This is a genomic window from Bartonella sp. AA97HXZ (assembly GCF_042196985.1).
Taxonomy (GTDB): domain Bacteria; phylum Pseudomonadota; class Alphaproteobacteria; order Rhizobiales; family Rhizobiaceae; genus Bartonella.
This window is the reverse complement of the sequence record NZ_JBHIRC010000002.1, coordinates 128368-149860: the sequence shown is the minus strand read 5'-3', so window position 1 is coordinate 149860 and position 21493 is coordinate 128368. Positions and strand designations below refer to the sequence as shown.

Below are 21493 nucleotides of genomic sequence, written 5' to 3'. Positions count from 1 at the left end.
AAAATTTTTATGTCTGATGAAAAAAACAAATTTACTGACGCTTCATTTGAAAATTGTGATTTAAAAAATCCAGCTGATCGTAATACACTTAAACAGGCAGCCGATGAATTTTTAAAAACACATAAAACAGAGGAACACGAAGTCGTTGAAACAGAAAGCAATGAGGTTAGTGATCTTTTAGCGTCTTTGCAGGATGAAAATAAAGAACTGAAAGATCAGCTTTTACGTCTTGTTGCAGATATGGAAAATCTTCGACGCCGTACTATGCGAGATGTGGCGGATGCAAGAGCTTATTCCATTGCTAATTTTGCACGGGATATGTTATCGGTTTCTGACAATCTCAATCGTGCTTTGGAAGCTATTCCAGAAGGTGCACGGGAGAGTGATGCTGGTTTGAAATCATTGGCAGAAGGCGTTGAAATGACTGAACGTGCCATGATGGCAGCATTAGAACGTCATGGGGTGCAAAAAATTCATCCAGAGGGGCAAAAATTTGATCCTCACTTTCATCAAGCGATGTTTGAAATTCCCAATGCTGATGTTCCAGATAATACTGTTCAACAAGTGGTTCAGGCAGGTTATATTATCGGGGAAAGGGTGTTACGTCCAGCTATAGTGGGTGTAGCCAAAGGAGGAGCAAAAGAAACTTCTGTTGAAGATGATTCGGCTTAAAACACATCAATAACAAACCTCTATCGTAAAATGCAGTATTCCCTGCAGTTTCATATATATAGGGTCTTTTCTCAAAGAGTTTTTAAAGGGTGTGACAAACACCCTTTTATTTTTGAAGTGGCCAATTTCCTTTTACAACATACACGGCATCGCTTGAGGGAAATGGCGATGAAAATAAAACAAAATGATCAACCTCAAAAGGAGGAAATGAAAAATTCCTTCGAAAGAACAGATAAGGAACAAGGTCTTCAGGTTTAGTATCAAGCAGTCGCGCAATAGTAATATGTGGAGTAAATTCTCTTTCATCAGGTGTTAGACCTAAATGGCTACGGATAGATTGCATCTTTTCGTGTAGAAGATTGAGAGCTTTACAAGGTTTAATGCGAATAACAAGAGAGGGGGCAGTATTTTCTGAACCAAAAATATCAAAACCATCTATTTGTAGCATAAAAGGAGAGAGCTTTATTGTGTCAAAGGCGTGCATAAGTATATCTGCGGTAGAACTTTCAACTTTGCCAAAAAAAGATAAGGTGACATGAAAATTTTGCGAATTAATCCACTGCGTATTTGGTAAGCCACTTTGCAACGACACAAGTTGTTGTGTTGTTTGTTGAGGAATTTGAAGGGCACTAAATAGACGACCCACAATATTACCTCTTTACAATGAAAAGATGCCACTCCAAGCACAATGATAGATAACGAGAGTGAGTTGTCTACCAAAGAACATAAGGCAATAGTATAGAAAAATAATGTTTAAAAAATGCTTACCATAATTATGAATATACACAGCTTATTTGTTTTAAGAAAATGGTTATGATATTGATAAGAATTGCGTTTTCAGGATCTGTATCACAATGATGTGCAATGGAAGATTACTTGTGTATTATAAAGGCTACAAAGTTAGCAGAAAATAAGAAAAGTTGATAGATTTTTGATGTGTGAAATTATTTTGACATTTATCTTTAGCCTAAAATAAAGCATACTTTAATACAAGGTAAAGAGTTCTCTTTTCTGTAAAAATTTAATTATATGATTAAGTCGGGGAATAGCCATAATACGCAAAACTATTCAAATTGGTCAAATAATGTTAGGAAAGGAAGAAAAAAATCGAGCATAACAAAATTACTATAAGCTTTTACATTTATGATAATTATGCCAATCTATAATGGATATGAATATTTGTATAAAAGCGGGAAGAGAAATTAAAATTCAAAATAATGATGGAAAGTTCCTATTTTCTAAGAATTATCATCTTTGTTTATGATGAAAAAGCACTAGTTTTCCTCTCCAAAGTTGTTATTGATGAGCTTTTCAAGAGCATTAAGAGCATCTGTTGCTTCTGGTCCTGAAACACGAATGGTGAGGTTGCAACCGGATGAAGCCGCTAGCATCATAAGTCCCATAATTGATGATCCGCCAACAATTTTCCCGTCCTTTTCAACTTCAACAGTAACATTAAAATTGTCAACAGTTTGTACAAATTTTGCAGAAGCACGTGCATGCAACCCACGTTTATTACAGATATTGAAATGACGACTTATACATGGGAGGGTATCTTTGGAAAACATTGGTATTTTATTATCCGCTATAAAATCATACTTGGTACATTAATATATTTACGCCCTGCTTCTTGTGCTATTCTTAACGCGTCTGATAATGAAATATCAGGACATTTGCGAATAGAAATCAGTTTAATAAGCATGGGCAAATTAACACCCGCAATCATTTCAACGCGTCCTTTTTCAATAGCAGGAATAGCTATATTTGATGGTGTTCCACCGAACACATCTGTTAATATGATGACGCCATGATCCGTATCTGTATCGGTTACTGCGGCTATAATATCACCTCGGCGCTGATCTATATCGTCATCGGGATAAACGCATATTGTTGCGAACTTTTCTTGTACTCCAACAACATGTTCCACGGCATGTAAAAATTCGACAGCCAGCTCACCGTGCGTTACAAGCACGAGTCCAATCATTTACGCAAACTCCTGTTAACTAATAAGACCCAACCATAGTTGGTGGGAAAGACATTGTACAAGGCTTTATCTTGCTGCCAAGAAAAATTTGCAAAAAAAAGGCAAAAATTGTGATTTTTTTATCTTTAGAAAAAAATTAGACAGATTTTTGCCATATTTTTCTAAACAAAAATGCTTCAATAGCTTGACAAATGGCTGTACAATCGGCTTCACGAAGAGAGGGAAGTTTTAAAAGAGGAATGTGCAAATTTTCAAATTGAAAAGTTTTATTTGTGGAAAAACGTTCATATTCCGGACCGAGAAAAATAACACAATCGATAGTTGTGTTCTTTTCAAATTCTATCATATAAAGACCAACGCCACGAATCTCGATGCCGCCCTCTAAATTATCAGGAGTGTATCCGTGAAGCTTTCCATTTTCCGCACGCAACATTGTATAATCATCACTGATAAGCTTCGCTTCACGTTTTGACCACTCAGCGCGGTCAAGCAAAGAAAGGGTGATGGTTGATTTTCCTGATCCGGATGGACCTATAATTAACAGCCCCTTGCCGCCTAGTTGAAGGCAATTTGCGTGGAGTATTTCACATTTTGTTTTCATGTCTTTTACTTTGGATAAAAGATTTATTTAGCAAGCGGAAGCATGATAGTAAAACGTGCACCAGTTTTACACTTCCCAAGTGTAGGATCAATAATATTTTCGGCTGTAATTGTCCCATTATGAGCCTCGATGATTTGCCGACTAATAGAAAGGCCAAGTCCAGAGTTTTGTCCAAAAGCATCTTCATTTGGTCGATCTGTGTAAAAACGTTCAAAAATGCGTTCAATATTTTCTGAACGAATACCTGGGCCATTATCTTCAATGGTTAAAATAAGGGTTGAAGCATGGCTTTTCATAGTAATGCAAATTTTGCCACGATTCCGAGGAATAAAAGAACGCGCATTTTCAAGAAGATTTGAAATCACTTGTCCTAAACGAAGTTCATGTCCCAATACAAGATAAGCTTTTCCATGAGGACGTGGGACAATATTAAGGCTTATATCAATAGTTTGCGTATTACGATACACTTCCTGAACAGCATGAACAAGACTTTCCAAAAGCGGTGTCATATCAACAATCTCTGCGGTTTCTCGTGCAAGCTCTGCATCGAGTCGCGATGCATCAGAAATATCTGTAATCAACCGATCAAGGCGGCGCACATCATGTTGAATAATTTCCAGCAATTTTTCTTGTGCTTCTTCATTTTTAGCCAGAGGGAGCGTTTCAACAGCACTGCGTAGGGAGGTGAGAGGATTTTTTAATTCGTGGCTTACATCAGCAGCAAAACGTTCAATGGCTTCAATACGCATATAAAGGGCATTGGTCATATCACGAATAGAAGTTGAAAGGTGACCAATTTCATCTTCACGCATTGAAAAATCAGGAATTTCTACACGCTGATTATTGCCATTACGCACTCGATTAGCCGAGGCAGATAATTTACTTAATGGATGGGCAATCGTATGGGCCAAAAAGAGAGAAAGAACCAAAAGTACGCTACCTACAACGGCAAAAACTTTAAAGATAACCAGTCTTTCGCCTTTTACAATGTTATCAATATCGGAACCAGTGGTTGAAAGAAGAAGAGCTCCAACCACTGCGCGATAGCGTTGAACAGGAACGGCAACAGAAACAATTAATTGCCCTTGTCTGTTGCGTCTTTTAGCCGTAGCAAGAGATCCGTTTAATGCGCGGTACACTTCTGGATAAGCAATACCACTGGTTTTTGTTTGTTCTCTGTCAAGAGCAATACCTTTGCCATAAAATGCGCTTGAATACCATGAAGTAAGGCGATCCCACATGTTTTGTTCTGTTTTAAGTGGGGGTAAATCATAACTAAAAACTTCTCCACTAGAATAAAGAACGCGCGAATCAAGAAGGAGAGTAGCATCACGATCATAGATACGTGCTCTTGTCGTTTTAGGTGTAATAAGACGCCGTAAAAGAGGGGCAACTTGCTCAGGGTTAATAGGAAAATCCCAAGAATCGGTTGATTGAGGAGCGGGTGTAACGCTTTCACCAGTCTGTAACTCTAAGAGTTTTTGAGGGTCAATGAGGATAGAATTTGTATCTACTGTTGCAGAAGCAGCAATAGCCCCAGCAATAATTTTTCCTTGGGTACATAAACTTTTGATTTTTGCTTCAATTAAACCATCGCGAAATTGGTTAAGGTATAAAATGCCTGTAACTAAAACGGCAAGAGCAGCAATGTTTAATATAACAATGCGACGTGTGAGGCTGGAAAAAAGCAATTGTCTAAAGAGACGTTGTGTTCGAAGATGCAAACGAGCGAACATAAGAAATGGCGTTGAGGATGTACCATTAACGGTTGTTTTTTGTAAAGTTTCCAGTTGAGAATTGTCTGTCATCGATTTGATTGCCATTCAAATTTTTGCGACAAAGTAGTTTTATACCTCGTGGAAACGATAACCTACACCATAAAGTGTTTCAATCATTGCAAAATCATCATCCACTTGTTTAAACTTTTTACGCAGACGTTTAATGTGACTATCAATGGTGCGATCATCTACGTAGACTTGATCACTATAAGCAGCATCCATTAAAGCATCACGACTTTTTACAACTCCTGGTCTTTGTGCTAAGGTTTGCAGAATCAAAAATTCCGTAACGGTTAAAATAACAGGTTTATCTTTCCATGTACAGGTGTGGCGTTCTTGATCCATCACAAGATCTCCACGTTTGAGAGAAGAGGTGGAAGAAGTTCCTGTAGAAAGCGGTTGGTTACGTGCATTAGAACGGCGTAAAATAGCTTTCACGCGTTCAATAAGAAGACGTTGGGAGAAAGGTTTAGTAATAAAATCATCAGCTCCCATTTTGAGACCAAATAATTCATCAATTTCATCATCTTTAGAGGTAAGAAAAATAACTGGAAGATCAGATTTTTGACGCAAACGACGCAAAAGTTCCATCCCATCCATTCGGGGCATTTTAATATCAAAAATAGCTAAGTGTGGAGGGTGAAGTGTGAGACCCTTGAGTGCAGATGCTCCATCTGTATAGCTTTCAACTCGATATCCTTCTGTCTCAAGCGCAAAAGATAAAGATGTCAAAATATTGCGATCATCATCAACAAGTACAATCGTTTGTGTGATTGTTGGTGTATCTTTCATGGTTTCTTAGACCTTTCTATTGCTGTGGTAGCAAATTACCCACACTTATTTATATGGGAGTTCATATTTTTTTTGCAAAACAAATATGATACAAATTGTAGCAAAGTAAAAAACCTTTTGTCATTACTGTAAAATCTTGTTTTGCTTTCATAATTTATAATGTTTCTACGTCTATTAAGATCCCTTCATTTGAGAGAAAATTTTCATAAAGGCTTTTTTTATCAAGGTTTATTACAAAGTTTATTATTGTATTTGTCTCATAATTGAACAGATGTAGTTTTGATTGTTGAAGTTTAGAAAATCTGCCTATGTGTTTTAAGAGCAAAGAAAAGAATGTGGCAATATATGCACAAAAATTTGTTTCTGCTACACGAAAGGAGGTCGTAATGGGATTTTTTAATTTTATTAAAACTGTAGGGGAAAAGTTAGGTATTGGGGACCATGAACCAAAAGAAAAGGATTTTAAGAGAGCATTTGATCATTTTCAACTCGGTACAGAAAAAGTCAATATTCAAGTTGAAGACGGTAAAGCTATTTTAAGCGGTGAAGTTCCAGATAGGGAAACACTTGAAAAAGCACTGCTGGTTGTTGGCAATTCACAAGGTATCTCTTCTGTAGATGTTGATCAATTAAAGGTTATAGATACAACGCCTAGAAAAACTTCTCGCTTTTATGAGGTTAAATCTGGTGATAATCTTTGGAAAATTGCTGAAGAGGTTTATGGAAAAGGGCAAGGTAATAAAAACACATTTATTTTTGAAGCCAATAAGCCAATGCTAAAATCTCCCGATAAAATTTATCCTGGACAAGTTTTACGTATTCCTGAAATTGACCATAGTTAATTCATCAAAGGGGATAATTTTTTACTGATGGCATAAAACAAAAAATAAAGAAGCGTAAAAAATTTCACGCTTCTTCATTTTATAAAGTTTGTATTTATAATAAAAGGAGCTTAGTGAACAGGAGAGGATTTAGAAGGTGATGGTACTTTCATAGCGTTTACAGAGAAATCAACATCAATGGTTCCTGCTTTCTCAAATGTTAATTTTGCGCTAATTTTATCACCTAACTTAAATGGTTGTGAAAGCCCCATGAACATAATATGATCACCGCCAGGCTTAAGCGTGATTTCGCCATTTCCCGGAATTTCAATGCCATTGTGCATTTTTTCCATTTTCATAATATCATTAACGACAGCCATAGAGTGTATCTCTGTTGTTTTTACTCCGTTTGTGGAAATAGAAACCAAACGGTCTGGGGTATTACTGTGATTGATAATGTAGAGATAACCGCTACCAACTCTTATACCTCTAGGTGTTTCGCGTGTCCAAGGATTGAGAATTTCTATGTCGCCAAGTTTATATTGCTGAGCACCTGCTGGCAGGGTTATACCAGCAAAGAGAAGAGCACACACGATATTTATGATAACCTTTTTGTATGGATATTGTGTATGTATTATATTCTTAAAGATGAGATTTGTTATTTTCTTAATAATAGATGTCATCATTGATTTACCCTCCTTCATAAGATTCACACTTTGAATATTTTTATTTTAGCAGAGCTTTTATTTAAAATAAAAGAAAGAAATGCTAAAATGAAATTGATTTTAATATAAAAATCATAGAATTCTTGAAATTTAAAAGAAGACAGTAAGATTTACAATGACAACACACCTCTTAACGCTTCCGTGTTCATCTCATAAATAGTATTTGCAAATGGTATAAAATCTATGATGCACTACTGTTTTACTTAATGAAGATATAATACAGAACAATCATCAACCACTTTACCAATTTTTAATATTATGACAGCTCTTGGCATTTTAAAGCGTTTATACAGAGGTATTTTTATATATTTTCAAAGTTCAAAATTATACAGTTAAGAAAAAACACTTTAGGTGAATTTAAAGCACAGATTTCAAATAGCCGCAAACAATGAGACCGTTAGAAGGAGAATTTTTGAAAGGAGATAGATAGATAATACCTTTACTGATATGAGCATTAGATATGATGACTATTTTAGTCCAAGGAAAATTTATAATATTTGTGATATAAATTATTCGCCTTTTAAAAAGCTTTTACGTGAGTATGATTTTATCAATGATGAGAAGATCAAGAGCGAGAGTGCAATCATTCTTTTATTTTTTAATTTTTATAGAAAGATATATTTTTTGAGAATTGCAAGAAAAATATATTATCCTCTCAAGTCTCTCATAAATATGGTATTTATGGGTCATTAGAGTGCCTATTTTAAAATAAATTTTTTATTTTAGAGATGTTTCTCTCATTATTCTCTTGTAGCAATAAAAGCCTGTTCTTATATACGAGGCAGCAAGGCTTGTTGCGACTTGCAGTTTATCATTATTTATATTGCTTGAAGCAATATACGGGCTTTAGGTGTTATGAGGAGCTATCTTAAAAAGATGCTTTATGAAGGTTGAGGTAGCTTGCTGAATGGAGATTATAATATGGCAAAAGTAATTGGTATTGATTTGGGGACAACGAACTCTTGTGTGGCTGTTATGGATGGCAAAAACGCAAAAGTTATTGAAAACTCAGAAGGAGCGCGAACAACACCTTCCGTTGTTGCCTTTACTGATGGGGGGGAGCGGCTTGTTGGGCAGCCTGCTAAACGGCAGGCGGTGACAAATCCTGAAGGGACAGTTTTTGCAGTTAAACGTTTGATAGGGCGCCGTTTTGATGACCCTATGGTTGAAAAAGATAAAGCGCTTGTTCCTTATAAAATTGTTAAAGGTGACAATGGTGATGCATGGGTTGAAGAGGCGGGAAAGAAATATTCTCCGTCACAAATTTCAGCTATGATTTTGCAAAAGATGAAGGAAACAGCAGAATCTTATCTTGGTGAAAAAGTTGAACAAGCCGTTATTACGGTTCCTGCTTATTTTAATGATGCGCAACGTCAAGCCACGAAAGACGCAGGTAAAATTGCTGGACTTGAAGTTTTACGGATTATTAATGAGCCAACTGCTGCTGCTTTAGCTTATGGTTTGGACAAAAGGGACGGAAAAACAATAGCAGTTTACGATCTTGGTGGTGGTACATTTGATATTTCAGTCCTTGAAATTGGAGATGGCGTTTTTGAAGTTAAGTCAACCAATGGGGATACGTTTTTAGGGGGGGAAGACTTTGACATGCGCTTGGTCGGTTATTTTGCCGATGAATTCAAAAAAGAACAAGGAATTGATCTGAAAAATGATAAACTCGCTTTACAGCGCTTAAAAGAAGCGGCAGAAAAAGCAAAAATTGAGCTTTCTTCGTCACAGCAAACAGAAATCAATTTACCATTTATCACGGCAGATCAATCAGGTCCTAAGCACTTAACAATGAAATTGACTCGGGCAAAATTTGAATCTCTCGTTGACGATTTAGTGCAGCGTACCATTGAACCTTGTAAAGCTGCGTTGAAAGATGCTGGATTAAAGGCCGGTGAGATTGACGAAGTTGTTTTAGTGGGTGGAATGACACGTATGCCCAAGATTCAGCAAGTTGTGCAGAGCTTCTTTGGTAAGGATCCACACAAAGGCGTTAATCCTGATGAAGTGGTCGCAATGGGTGCTGCCATCCAAGGAGGTGTATTGCAAGGCGATGTCAAAGATGTGTTGTTGCTAGATGTAACACCTTTATCTTTGGGTATCGAAACCTTGGGTGGGGTTTTCACACGCCTTATTGAGCGCAATACCACTATCCCGACGAAAAAATCGCAAGTTTTTTCGACAGCTGATGATAACCAGAGTGCTGTGACGATTCGTGTTTTCCAAGGTGAACGGGAAATGGCAAGTGATAATAAGTTATTGGCTCAATTTGATCTTGTTGGTATTCCTCCAGCCCCACGTGGTATACCTCAAATTGAAGTTACTTTTGATATTGATGCGAATGGTATTGTTAATGTTTCGGCCAAAGATAAGGGAACAGGTAAAGAGCATCAAATTCGTATTCAGGCATCAGGTGGTTTAAGTGATGCTGATATTGAAAAAATGGTAAAGGATGCAGAAGAGCACGCGGCTGAGGATAAAAAACGCCGTGAAGGTGTTGAAGCTAGAAATCAAGCGGAGGCTCTTATTCATTCAACTGAAAAGTCGCTCAATGAATATGGCGATAAAGTATCAGCTGAAGAAAAGGGACAGATTGAAACAGCAATATCTGATTTGAAATCTGCGCTTGAAGGCAGTGATACGGAAGAAGTAACAACAAAGATGCAAAAATTAGCAGAAGTCAGTATGAAACTTGGACAGGCTATGTACGAAGCCTCACAAGCAGCGAGCGCTGACACTGAAACAGAGGCAAAGAATGATGATGTTGTTGATGCTGATTTTGAAGAAGTTAATGATAAGAAGAAATAGTGTCAGCATATGTGTTGATTAATTGATAAACCCGGCCTTTGAAATATAAGGCTGGGCTTTATTATTTGAGATAAGTTGCAACTTTGTTGCTAAAAATATAAATTAAAAGCAATATTATCCATAAAGATGGATGACAGAAAAATTATCAGGAATACATGATGAAGGTTGACTATTATGAAATTCTTGGCGTGACTCGCGAATGTGATGATAAAAAGTTGAAATCTGCTTTTCGTAAGTTGGCAATGCAATATCATCCTGATCGCAACGCGGGGGATAAAGAGGCAGAGCGAAAATTCAAAGAAATTGGCGAAGCCTATGAAGTTCTTAAAGATCCCCAGAAGCGTGCTGCTTATGATCGATTTGGCCATGCGGCCTTTGAAAATAGCGGTGGTCAAGGGGGAGCAAATCCCTTTGGTGGTTTTGCTGCTGGTGGTGGATTTGCGGATATTTTCGAAGACTTTTTTGGTGAGATTATGGGAGGGACACACCGTAAGCGTGGTGATAGTCGCGAACGTGGTGCAGATTTGAGTTATAATATGGAAGTGACTTTAGAAGAGGCATTTTCAGGAAAAACTGCAGAAATTAATATTCCCAGTTCCGTTACGTGTGATGTTTGTGAAGGATCAGGAGCGAGAAAAGGCTCTAAGCCGCAAGTTTGTGGAACATGTCATGGATCTGGTCGTGTGCGTGCTGCACAGGGTTTCTTTTCTATTGAGCGGACATGTCCTACATGTCATGGACGTGGTGAAACTATTACGGATCCATGCCCCAAATGTCAGGGGACACGGCGTATAGAGAAAAAACGTTCATTAAGCGTAAATGTTCCAGCTGGTATTGAAGATGGAACGCGTATTCGCCTTTCTGGTGAGGGTGATGCTGGTATTCGTGGTGGCCCCAATGGTGATCTTTATATTTTCCTTTCCATTAAACCGCATGAGTTTTTTCAGCGAGAAGGAGCAGATCTTCACTGTCGCGTTCCTATTTCAATGGTAACAGCTGCTTTAGGAGGAGAGTTTGAAGTTTCCGACCTTGATGGTGTTAAAGCACGCGTTAAGATTCCAGAAGGGACACAAAATGGACGTCAATTCCGCCTTAGAGGCAAAGGTATGCCCATGTTGCGCCGTCAGCAAGCAAGGGGTGATCTTTACATCCATATCACGATTGAGACGCCGCAGAAATTAACGCAAGAACAACGTGAATTGTTGCAAAAATTTGAGAAACTCTCAAATCATGAAAATTCACCGCAATCACATGGTTTTTTTTCACGTATGAAAGAATTTTTTGAAAATATTTCTGGTTAAAATTATGTGAATGTTCTCAGAATAATTAGAGAGAACTGTGGGAAAGTTATTTTCATTAAGCTTTCTATTGTCTCATTATCTTTGAAAAGCATTTTTTCTTGAAAAGAAAAGAGAGAGACAGCTAATTTAGGATAAACTCCTGCTGCTGATAGTTTTTATATTTCATGAGTTTTATGGATAAGTCTTATTTTTGAGTGTCTATGACATTTTAAAAAGGGCTTATCCATATAAGAACGCAATTGAGTGATTGATAATAAATATTGCCAGTGTCATGATAACTGCCTTTATGCATTCAGTATTTTTGGTGTTTATTTTTTCACTCAAAATTTCTTTTTAAAGACTCTATAATAAAATTATAAAATAGGTAGCGGCTTGCCAAGAAACGCTAAATAAGCTGTTAGGCAATCCATCTTTTTCAAATAAAGTATCAACTTCTTATAACCGATTTTATTTTTGGCATTTTTCATAGTTTTAATCACTGCTTCCTTTAAAATAAGTGTTATTTTGTTCGGAATAGCTTTTACATGCCTCATCTTAGCTTTTAGCAGTAATCATGTCTTTTTAGATGCGGATTTAGTTTTGTATTTCTGATGTCATAAATAGTTCTTCCAGATAATAAAAAACGCTATAATCAAGTTTATTTTGTTCCAAAGAAATTGTGGAATGAGATAATGTGTGTTGAATGCTAAAGAAGACATAACAAAACACTTTTTGAGTTATTCGATGTATCTCTCTTGTGGGGAAACAGATTCGATGGAATTCACTTAATTGAATTTATTGGCATAATAAAAAGTTGGTGGGAAGATAGAGGAAGTTACCTTTAAAAAGAAAAAATAAATACAATAAAAAATAGCACAATATGCTTAGAAAACAGCACGATATATTGTTGAAATTGATTGGTGATATGGAAAGAGAAATTTACGAAATGAATCTTTTTTCATAAAATAACATAATTAAAAGAGTTAAAAATTCTACAAAACATTGAATAATTCAAGCATGTATCGCTATGCAGAAAGAAAAACTTAATGACCGATCATGAAAAATGAGAAGTTTTATAAAACCTTACGAAGAGAGTAATCTAAACAATTAAATGCTTTTACGAAGATGCTTCTGAAGAGTTATCGAAATAAAGTCACAATATATGATAATTTTGCAAAGCCTTTTTTTGATTTTACGATATAAAAAGATAAATTATGATTATAAATCAACTTATTATGATTCTCCATGAGGAGCGTTCAATTGACATTTCCTCATGTTTAATGATTGAGAAAAAGTCAAATTTTTAAAACCAAAGTTATAGTTTATTGGGATAAGCTATAAAGCAGTTGAGTGATTTCTTATCTTGGGAATATGTTAATTTTATTATTATAAGAAACTTTATTTTTATCTTACAAAATCAATGGTTGTATATATTCCTATTCATTGTTAAGTATCCATAGGGATAAACTAATGAGTTGAATGTACGGCTTAGCTTCAAAATTTTGCTTTTCAATTTTATATATAAGGTCATAAAATAATGACATTTTTTTACGTCTATTTTGTTTAATTTTTCGCTGTCAATTTTTAAAGGAAGTTTTTTGTATTTCATTTTGCTATTCCTTTTTCGTAATTTAGAGGAAAATTGACGATTTTCAGGGGAGGGGGTGGATAGAGTAAAGTTTGGTTTTATTGTTTTCACTTTTCCTAAATTTCATTAAGAGATGGTAAAAAGTGATGAGGAGGCTCTATTGATGGATGATGCTAAAAACGGTGATGTAGATGTTTTGGAAAAACAAGCAGCATTTTTATCGTCTGCTTTACCTTATATGCAAAAATATGAAAATGAAACGGTCGTGGTAAAATATGGCGGCCATGCTATGGGTGATCCTGCTTTGGGGCGAGCATTTGCGCGTGATATTGCTCTATTAAAGCAATCGGGGATCAATCCTGTTGTTGTTCATGGTGGTGGGCCTCAAATTGCTGAAATTTTAATGAAAATGGGGATTGAATCACGATTTGAAAACGGACTACGGGTAACCGATGAGCGGATCGTTGAAGTGGTTGAAATGGTTTTAGCGGGTTCCATAAATAAAGAAATTGTTGCTCTCATCAATGCTGAGGGTGAATGGGCAATAGGATTATGCGGCAAGGATGGCAATATGGTTTTTGCCGAAAAGGCTTATAAAACTGTCATTGATCCTGATTCGCATATTGAACGTGTTTTAGATTTGGGGTTTGTTGGTGAGCCTGTTGAAGTTGACCGCACATTGCTAGATCTTTTAGCATCTTCTGAAATGATACCAGTTCTTGCTCCTGTAGCTCCAGGACGCGATGGTAAAACTTATAATATCAATGCTGATATTTTTGCTGGAGCTATTGCTGGTGCATTAGAGGCTAAACGCCTTTTATTTCTCACTGATGTTCCTGGTGTTTTGGATAAACAAGGTAAACTTTTAAAAGAATTGACAGTTTCTGAAGCTGAGAAATTTATTAAAAATGGGACAATTTCAGGAGGCATGATTCCAAAAGTAGAGACTTGCATAAAAGCCCTTCAAAATGGTGTGGAAGGTGTTGTCATTTTAAATGGTAAAACTCCTCATTCTGTTTTACTAGAGCTGTTTACCGAACAGGGAGTTGGAACGCTTATTGTTTCATAAATTGTGGGGAAAATTGGAAGAGAAAGTTTTTCATGGTGAATCTAAAACAGTTTAAATATCCTTTATTAAGTAAGCCAGAATTGGCAATATTTACTGCGACAATATTGTGGGGCATTACATTTTTAGTCATTCACATTGCGGTACGCTATAGTGGTCCTCTGTTTTTTGTTGGATTTCGTTTTATTGTTGCATCTCTTATATGTGGGGTAATTTTTTGGCGCTCTATAAAAGGTATAACTGTTTATGAAGTTTTCGCTGGGATGGCAATAGGTTTAGCCATGTTTTTTGGTTATGCTTTTCAAGCAGCTGGACTTCAAACAATTATTAGTAGTCAGTCAGCTTTTATCACAGCGCTTTATGTACCGATGGTTCCAATCTTGCAATGGATTGTTTTTAAAAAACCTCCCCGTTTAGCTTGTTGGATTGGCATTATTTTCGCTTTTATTGGGCTTGTATTTATTTCAGGACAAAAGCCGGGAAATTTTGATTTTTCAAAAGGCGAAATTTTAACTTTGTTAGGCGCTTTAGCGATTGCTGGAGAAGTCATACTCATCGGAATTTTTGCGAACAAGGTTGATAGTCGGCGTGTAACCATTATTCAGTTATTTTTTAGTGGTTTTTTTTCATTTGCTTGTATGCCTTTGATGGGAGAAAGCATTCCTGAATTTTCGTGGGTTTGGTTTAATATTGGTATAGGATTGGCATTAATGAGTGCCATCATTCAATTAGCTATGAATTGGGCACAAAAGTCTATTTCCCCTACGCGTGCGACACTCATTTACGCAGGTGAACCGGTATGGGCTGGTATTGTTGGGCGTTTGGCTGGAGAACATTTATCTCCCTTAGCTTTATTGGGCGGTTTGCTTATTCTGATTGGGATCATTGTGGCTGAATTACAACCTTCACAATGGCGTAAAAAAAATAAAGCAATTAAAAAAATTGATTAGCTATACATTTTTTTATTATGATTTTATTGCATGAGCTTTTTGCTTATAGAGTTTTCATTTTTGGAGCTTTTTTAATATTCAGATGATTAAGAAGTTCTATAAATTATTCCAGTTTTTGCATACCAAATTGGAGAAATAGTATGCTTCTCTCTGTTTGTCAGATTTCTGAACCGGGCAGACAACCTTCATTGAGCCAAAACATGAGGTGATATAAAGGTAAAAATTAACGCTCATCTTTAAATTCGGCTTTAACAACTTTCAAAAACATCTACGGTAATGTTTTTGAATAATGAAAATTACGCACTGTCGCACGTTATTTCTTTTGTCCCTTAATAGAGTTACGCTTCTCACGCAAAATAGAACGCCCAAAGTATCCCCATAACGTTGTACATTAAAGCGTTTTTTAAAAGATAATTTTCTCAATATACATCATATTCATTGACGGTTTGCATGAAGTATAGAAAAACCACAGAGCATCATCATTTTACTTAAAATAAAAGGCACGAGCATTTTCTTTATCTGTTCTCAATATTACGATAGCTTTTGGCATTTGAAAGAGAGAGGTATTTTTACTCATTTCTTAAACGTTTTTATCCATACACTAGCTCTGTTTTATAATGGGTGAGCAAAAAATTTATTGATTCATTATGAGAAGATTTAAAATGAGAGAAGCTCGCGATATTCAGAGCTTTAATTTAAATTGCAAAACAATAAACGATCATTATAAATCAATGCGTTATCCAATGAATCGAAGAGGATTGGTGTGTTTTATATTTAATGGAGGAAGGAAGGAGTTATATAAAAAGTATATAAAAACATCACTCAATAGAGCGTATTTCTAAAGTTTTAAAAATTGAGAAGAAACTCTCTCGATATTCATGTTATTTTATATAAGATTGCTAAAAAAGCAGATTATTGCGTACAAATAAAAAGCATTTCTTGCGAATTTTATTGCAAGCCTAAGTGATATACACGCCCATCATATAAATATGATAATACATTGATTTATAATTATAATATAGCATTATTCACATTCAATTATGACCCTGAATACCGTAAAATTTTCTCACGTCAAATCATTTTCATGTTAAATCAATCCAAATCACTTTCTTACACGTCACAAGTGAGTGGGTGGGGCCATGTGGGTAAAAACTGTAAAAGAAAAGCATATCTCTTATAAAATTTTTCAAATGTAAAGGATCGTCGCAATATTGAAGATTGGCAAAGTGTGTGATGGTGCCAGCTTACTACAGCATATGAGTTATCAAATAAGATGCGAAAAGATCATTTTAGCAGCCTTGGATTTAATTTAGCAAATAAAAGCCTCATTTTTTAGGCTATAAAAAGTTGTGTTTTGAGAGGCTTTTTAGGTTTATATTCTTTTGTAAGGAGCTGGAGCATAATTGGTCTTTGCGTTTTGTATTATTCTTTGCTAAATCGCCTTATATGACAATAGATCGTAATTATATTCGTAATTTTTCCATAGTGGCGCATATTGATCACGGCAAATCCACTTTAGCTGATCGTTTGATTCAAATAACAGGTGGGCTTGATACACGTGAGATGAAAGAACAAGTACTCGATTCCATGGATATTGAGCGTGAACGTGGAATTACTATTAAAGCACAGACGGTACGTTTACACTATAAGGCAAAGAATGGTGAAACCTATATTTTAAATCTTATGGATACACCAGGTCATGTGGATTTTGCTTATGAGGTTTCGCGTTCATTGGCAGCTTGTGAGGGTTCTCTGTTGGTGGTGGATGCAAGCCAAGGCGTAGAGGCGCAGACGTTAGCAAATGTTTATCAAGCCATTGATAATTCCCATGAGTTGGTTGTTGTTCTCAATAAAGTTGATCTTCCAGCAGCAGAACCTGAGCGAGTTAAAGAACAAATTGAAGATGTGATAGGCATTGATACATCTCAAGCAGTAGAAATATCAGCAAAAACAGGTTTGGGTGTTCCTGATGTTTTGGAGGCAATTGTTGCACAATTACCACCTCCACATACAGGCGATGTTGCAAATCCCTTGAAAGCAATGTTGGTTGATAGCTGGTATGACGCATATCTTGGTGTCATTGTTTTGGTACGGGTGATAGACGGTATTTTAAAAAAAGGCCAAACCATTCGTATGATGGGTACAGGTGCAAAATATCCAGTTGAGCGCGTTGGGGTTTTTACACCTAAAATGGTACAGGTTGATGAATTAGGACCAGGCGAGATTGGTTTTATCACTGCTTCTATCAAAGAGGTAGCAGATACACGGGTTGGGGATACGATTACTGAAGAGCGTCGTCCTTGTGAAAATGCTTTGCCTGGTTTTAAGCCGGCGCAACCGGTTGTTTTTTGTGGGCTTTTTCCAATTGATGCTGCTGATTTTGATGATTTGCGTGCAGCCATGGGCAAATTACGCTTAAATGATGCGAGTTTTTCTTTTGAAATGGAAACATCTGCGGCTTTGGGGTTTGGTTTTCGCTGTGGCTTTTTGGGACTTCTGCATCTTGAAATTATTCAAGAGCGATTAGAGCGTGAGTTTAATTTGGATTTAATTGCGACAGCACCTTCAGTTGTTTATCGCATGAATATGAATGATGGTTCTGTTAAAGAGTTACATAATCCAGCGGATATGCCTGATGTGGTTAAAATTTCTTCCATAGAAGAACCATGGATTCGGGCAACAATCATGACTCCTGATAATTATCTTGGGTCAATTTTAGAGCTATGCCAAGAGCGGCGTGGGGTACAGGTTGGTTTATCCTATGTTGGAACCCGTGCTATGGTAACGTATGATTTACCACTGAATGAAGTTGTTTTTGATTTTTATGATCGGCTAAAATCGATTTCAAAGGGTTATGCTTCTTTTGATTATCAAATGACAGATTATGCAGAAGGTGATTTAGTTAAAATGTCTATTTTGGTGAATGGAGAGCCTATTGATGCATTATCGATGCTTGTTCACCGCACGATTGCAGAAAAGCGTGGGCGTTCAATGTGCGAAAAACTGAAAGATCTTATTCCTCAGCATATGTTTCAGATTCCAGTTCAAGCGGCTATTGGTGGTAAAGTTATAGCGCGCGAAACGATTCGTGCTTTGCGTAAAGATGTAACAGCGAAATGTTACGGGGGTGATGTTACGCGTAAGCGCAAACTTTTGGAAAAGCAAAAAGAAGGCAAAAAGCGGATGCGCCAATTTGGAAAAGTAGAAATTCCACAATCGGCATTTATTCAAGCGCTCAAAATGAACAAATAATGAAAAAAGGGGTATTTTCTCTCATTGATTGCGCTTTTGCTTTTGTCGATTGGTTCAGGTGTTTAAAGAACACTTTTAAATAGAATTGCGTCGTGCTTCATGTTCTTGTGTATTGCATAATGGTATCACTTCCTCACGTAAAACAGAATGCTTTAAACAAAATACATTTATGTTGCATATTGGCGTGCTCGTTTTCGTAAATCATCACTCAATACATCAAACTCCATTTCACAACGGGGGCTATGAAAAATATAACGTAAAATACACTGTGAATGATATAAAATCCATTTGGCATTACCGCTTTTACGCGTCAGAAAGGTGCAAAGCGCACCCATCATACTTTTTTTCAGCTCAAAATATTATGACAGTCCTTATCACTTGAGAGAATTCATTAAAGGTATTTCACTCTTTTCTTGAAGTGTTTCTTACCCACACACCAACTGCGTTTATAACGTGCAAGGAAATGATAGTGATTGATTCACTATGAAAGGATTTGAAATGAGAGAATCCTTGTATTCGAGGTTATTATTCAAGTTAAAAAACGATGAAATATTATTATGAATTAATCTTGTGTCTAAGAACGTAAAAGATCATTAATAGATGTTTTTTCTCGTGTTTTTTGATCAACGCGTTTTACAATAACAGCACAATAAAGGTTTGGGCCTGCTTCACCATTTGGTAAAGGTTTTCCGGGGAGAGAACCTGGTACAACCACTGAATAGGCTGGTACTTCACCAATAAAAATTTCACCTGTTGTACGATCAATAATCTTTGTTGATTTTCCAATAAAGACTCCCATTCCCAAAACAGCACCTTCACGGATAATACAGCCTTCAACAATTTCAGAGCGAGCACCGATAAAGCAATGATCTTCAATGATTGTTGGATTTGCTTGCAGTGGTTCTAAAACACCTCCAATACCAACACCGCCAGAAAGATGGACATGTTTACCAATTTGTGCACAAGAACCAACGGTGGTCCATGTATCAACCATTGTGCCCTCATCGATAAAAGCACCAAGATTGACAAAGGATGGCATCAATATAACATTGGGTGCAATGTAAGCAGAATGACGTACAATGGCTCCAGGAACGGAACGGAAATCAGCACTTTTAAAATCTGCCTCTTGCCAACCAGAGAATTTTGAAGGAACTTTATCCCACCAATGTGTCCCATTGATTCCACCAGTAATAATTTGCATAGGATTAAGCCGAAAAGAGAGTAAAACCGCTTTTTTCAACCATTGATGAACATGCCATTGTCCATTTTTTTGTCGTTCTGCAACACGGATTTCACCTTTATCAAGAAGGTTCAATGCATGTTCAACACTCTCACGTATTTCGCCTTTTGTGGTAGTATCGATAGAATCGCGGTCGTCAAAAGCTTTTTCGATAATAATTTCAAGTTGTGTGATATGGGTCATGACGAGAGTTCCGTTAAACAAGTTGAAAGCTTCAAGATTTATTCTCTATGAACTACGCGAAGAAATGTGTTCAGTCAATAAAACGATGAGGAAGTAGGACAGGTGCATGAAAAAAAGCTGTAAAGAAAAAAGAAAAAGGGAGCAAGAAAACTGGACGCCACTTCTCCATACGAAGGATGCTCTACAACAAATACATAAAGTTTCTAATTCAGCACAGGTGCATTCGTCTACTTATCGTTTAGCCTATATCGATCAAGATTTTATGATGCGTCCAGAGCTGCGTTCACAACGTATTAGTCTTGAATTTTTAAAGCCGGAAATAACCCTTAAAGAATATGATATTCAATCAACAGTTGTTTTGTTTGGTGGTGCGCGTATTCCTGAACCTAGGCAAGCAGCGTGGGCTGCAAAAAATGAAATACAAAAGAAAAATTTGCATGCTATGTCACATTATTACGATGAAGCAAGAGAGTTTGCACGTTTGTGCTCACTTTATTCTGCTACGACACAATATCGTGAATTTGTGGTTGTTACAGGGGGCGGACCAGGAATCATGGAGGCGGGAAATCGTGGTGCTTGTGATGTTGGTGCCCCAACGATTGGCTTGAATATTATTTTACCACATGAGCAGGAGCCTAATTCGTATGTGTCACCGCATTTATGTTTTAATTTCCACTATTTGGGGATGCGCAAAATGCATTTTTTAGTACGAGCGAAAGCCCTAGCCATTTTCCCTGGCGGATTTGGAACTCTGGATGAACTGTTTGAGACATTAACTTTAGTACAGACGGGGCGTATGAAACAGGTACCAATTTTATTGTTTGGCAAAGAATTTTGGAGCAATACTGTCAATTTTGAGTATCTGTCTGCACAAGGTACAATTTCTCCTACTGATATTAATTTTGTGAAATTTGTTAATACAGCAGCAGAAGCTTTTGAAGAAATTCGTTCTTTTTATAAACTGCCTTAACGACTTTTGAGATGCTCACTCTTGAAGGATAATTAATACTCTACTTTGGTTAAATAAAGTCCTGAGGGGGGGGCAACAACACCACAACGTTTACGATCTTTAGCATGAAGAGCTGTTTCGAGATCTTGAGCTGTCCAACGTCCAATACCCACTTCCATGAGGCTTCCTGCGAATGAACGGATTTGATGATGAAGAAAAGAACGAGCTTGTGCATAAAGGAAAATTTCTTCACCTTCTCTTTGAATATCGAGACGTTCAAGGGTGCGAATAGGGCTTTTGGCTTGGCAATGTGCTGAACGGAAAGTTGTAAAATCATGTTGTCCTACAAGCTTTTGCGCAGCTTCATGCATGGCTTCAGCATGAAGAGGTTTTGGTATCCACCACACGCGTTTGGCATTTAAAGCTGGTGGAGAGCGACGATTAAGTATTTTAAAAAGATAATGGCGTTTTACAGCGGAAAATCGTGCATCAAAGTCATCAGGGACATTTTCTACATTTAAGATTGAAATCGCCTCTCCCTGTTTACGTAAAAGAGCATTGAGCGCGTCACGCACAGTATGGGAGAGCCAGTTTTTTTCAAAATCAACATGCGCAACTTGTCCCGTAGCATGTACGCCCGCATCGGTTCTTCCTGCTGTTGTTATGGTCAATTGTTGTCCACTAAAGCAAAAAATTGCTTGTTCAAGAGCTCCTTGTATCGTGTGAAGTTTTGCTTGACGCTGCCAACCAGCATAATTTGAACCATCATATTCAAGAGTGAGTTTAAAACGTGGCATC

At 36.8% G+C, this 21493-nt stretch carries 17 protein-coding genes; 8 read left to right on the top strand and 9 right to left on the bottom strand.

Features of this window, described 5'->3' with window-relative positions:
- Nucleotides 1-9 precede the first annotated feature (9 nt).
- A complete protein-coding gene (grpE, locus tag ACFINE_RS02035; protein WP_375620861.1) occupies nt 10-672 on the top strand; it encodes a nucleotide exchange factor GrpE in 663 nt (220 codons plus the stop codon).
- 106 nt (nt 673-778) lie between these two features.
- Here grpE and thpR read toward each other — a convergent pair whose 3' ends face one another.
- From thpR to ACFINE_RS02005, 6 genes are all read right to left on the bottom strand, one after another.
- Nucleotides 779-1318 carry an RNA 2',3'-cyclic phosphodiesterase gene (gene thpR / locus ACFINE_RS02030; protein ID WP_375620860.1) on the bottom strand — a complete coding sequence of 180 codons (540 nt, stop codon included), beginning with the start codon at nt 1316-1318 and terminating at the stop codon, nt 779-781.
- Nucleotides 1319-1946: 628 nt separating this feature from the next.
- Nucleotides 1947-2240 carry an HPr family phosphocarrier protein gene (locus ACFINE_RS02025; protein WP_012754483.1) on the bottom strand — a complete coding sequence of 98 codons (294 nt, stop codon included), beginning with the start codon at nt 2238-2240 and terminating at the stop codon, nt 1947-1949.
- A 17-nt stretch (nt 2241-2257) separates the two neighbouring features.
- A complete protein-coding gene (locus ACFINE_RS02020; protein ID WP_375611386.1) occupies nt 2258-2656 on the bottom strand; it encodes a PTS sugar transporter subunit IIA in 399 nt (132 codons plus the stop codon).
- 136 nt (nt 2657-2792) lie between these two features.
- Complete coding sequence (locus tag ACFINE_RS02015) at nt 2793-3257, bottom strand: HPr kinase/phosphatase C-terminal domain-containing protein (protein WP_375620859.1); 465 nt, start codon at nt 3255-3257, stop codon at nt 2793-2795.
- 23 nt (nt 3258-3280) lie between these two features.
- A complete protein-coding gene (locus ACFINE_RS02010; RefSeq protein WP_375611388.1) occupies nt 3281-5065 on the bottom strand; it encodes a stimulus-sensing domain-containing protein in 1785 nt (594 codons plus the stop codon).
- A 39-nt stretch (nt 5066-5104) separates the two neighbouring features.
- Nucleotides 5105-5827 carry a response regulator transcription factor gene (locus tag ACFINE_RS02005; RefSeq protein WP_005774392.1) on the bottom strand — a complete coding sequence of 241 codons (723 nt, stop codon included), beginning with the start codon at nt 5825-5827 and terminating at the stop codon, nt 5105-5107.
- 386 nt (nt 5828-6213) lie between these two features.
- Here ACFINE_RS02005 and lysM point away from each other — a divergent pair, with 386 nt between their 5' ends.
- On the top strand, nt 6214-6669 hold the full coding sequence (gene lysM, locus ACFINE_RS02000) for a peptidoglycan-binding protein LysM (protein WP_375606145.1): 456 nt from the start codon (nt 6214-6216) through the stop codon (nt 6667-6669).
- Nucleotides 6670-6779: 110 nt separating this feature from the next.
- On the opposite strand, the gene ACFINE_RS01995 is transcribed toward lysM, so the two are convergent.
- Complete coding sequence (locus tag ACFINE_RS01995) at nt 6780-7334, bottom strand: copper chaperone PCu(A)C (protein WP_375611390.1); 555 nt, start codon at nt 7332-7334, stop codon at nt 6780-6782.
- Between the two features lie 960 nt (nt 7335-8294).
- On the opposite strand from ACFINE_RS01995, the gene dnaK reads away from it, so the two are divergent.
- From dnaK to lepA, 5 genes are all read left to right on the top strand, one after another.
- On the top strand, nt 8295-10187 hold the full coding sequence (gene dnaK, locus ACFINE_RS01990; protein ID WP_375620858.1) for a molecular chaperone DnaK: 1893 nt from the start codon (nt 8295-8297) through the stop codon (nt 10185-10187).
- Between the two features lie 158 nt (nt 10188-10345).
- The gene (gene dnaJ, locus ACFINE_RS01985) at nt 10346-11488 is read left to right on the top strand and encodes a molecular chaperone DnaJ (RefSeq protein ID WP_375611466.1); all 1143 of its coding nucleotides are present in this window, start codon (nt 10346-10348) and stop codon (nt 11486-11488) included.
- 1730 nt (nt 11489-13218) lie between these two features.
- Nucleotides 13219-14124, top strand: a complete 906-nt coding sequence (argB, locus tag ACFINE_RS01980) for an acetylglutamate kinase (RefSeq protein ID WP_375611391.1) — start codon at nt 13219-13221, stop codon at nt 14122-14124.
- A 32-nt stretch (nt 14125-14156) separates the two neighbouring features.
- The gene (locus tag ACFINE_RS01975; RefSeq protein WP_375611392.1) at nt 14157-15071 is read left to right on the top strand and encodes a DMT family transporter; all 915 of its coding nucleotides are present in this window, start codon (nt 14157-14159) and stop codon (nt 15069-15071) included.
- Nucleotides 15072-16517: 1446 nt separating this feature from the next.
- Nucleotides 16518-18323 (top strand): translation elongation factor 4, encoded by a 1806-nt coding sequence (lepA, locus tag ACFINE_RS01970; RefSeq protein ID WP_375611467.1) that lies wholly within the window; start codon nt 16518-16520, stop codon nt 18321-18323.
- 574 nt (nt 18324-18897) lie between these two features.
- Here lepA and dapD read toward each other — a convergent pair.
- Nucleotides 18898-19746 carry a 2,3,4,5-tetrahydropyridine-2,6-dicarboxylate N-succinyltransferase gene (dapD, locus tag ACFINE_RS01965; protein WP_375620857.1) on the bottom strand — a complete coding sequence of 283 codons (849 nt, stop codon included), beginning with the start codon at nt 19744-19746 and terminating at the stop codon, nt 18898-18900.
- 106 nt (nt 19747-19852) lie between these two features.
- Here dapD and ACFINE_RS01960 point away from each other — a divergent pair, with 106 nt between their 5' ends.
- Nucleotides 19853-20716: an LOG family protein gene (locus ACFINE_RS01960; protein WP_375620856.1), complete on the top strand. Its 864-nt coding sequence runs from the start codon at nt 19853-19855 to the stop codon at nt 20714-20716.
- A gap of 32 nt (nt 20717-20748) precedes the next feature.
- Here ACFINE_RS01960 and truA read toward each other — a convergent pair whose 3' ends face one another.
- A complete protein-coding gene (gene truA, locus ACFINE_RS01955) occupies nt 20749-21492 on the bottom strand; it encodes a tRNA pseudouridine(38-40) synthase TruA (RefSeq protein ID WP_375612809.1) in 744 nt (247 codons plus the stop codon).
- Nucleotide 21493 lies beyond the last annotated feature (1 nt).